Genomic DNA, 599 nt, shown 5'->3' with positions numbered 1-599 from the left:
CGGCGGGCACTGGGCTGCTCCCGGCGCTGCTTCCGGGGCGGCTCCCGGCACCGGGCCCGGGGGCGGCGGTGCTGCCCGGGCGGAGTTTAGGGATACCGCCGATTACCTGCGGGGCCGGCTGCGGATCAGCCGCGGCGAGGCGGCCCGGCGGCTGCGCCTGGCCGCGGCCATCCTGCCGGCGGTGCCCGCCGGCGGGCTGGAGGCGCCGGCCGCGCTGGAGGTCCTCGGCGCGGCCTGCGGCGCCGGAGAGGTCAGCGGGCGGGCCGCGACCCTGATCCGCGATGCCATCGAAAGGACCAGGCCCGCCGCCGCACCGCCGGACCTTGAGGCGATGGAACGCCACCTCACCAGTCAGGCAACCCAGAGCGATGAGGACCTGCTGCGCGCGCTCACCCGGCGCTGGGAGAGCGTCCTGGACCAGGACGGGGACGAACCCTCGGAGAAGCTGCTGCGGGCCCGCCAGGGCGTGTTCCTGCGCGGGCGCCGCAACGGGCTGCACTTCCTGGAGATCGGGGCCACGGATGAGCAGTTCGAACACCTCGCCACGGTGATGAACACCGCCACCAACCCCCGCCTCCCCGGCACCGGTGCGGGCCCGG

1 protein-coding gene is annotated in these 599 nt (G+C 76.3%); it reads left to right on the top strand.

The window, feature by feature from the left end:
* On the top strand, nt 1-599 hold a 599-nt coding region (locus GVV77_RS18055; protein WP_159620711.1), incomplete at both ends, for a DUF222 domain-containing protein.

The organism is Arthrobacter zhaoguopingii (genome assembly GCF_009828605.1).
GTDB classification, from domain to species: domain Bacteria; phylum Actinomycetota; class Actinomycetes; order Actinomycetales; family Micrococcaceae; genus Arthrobacter_D; species Arthrobacter_D zhaoguopingii.
This window is presented reverse-complemented; position numbering and strand designations above follow the sequence as displayed.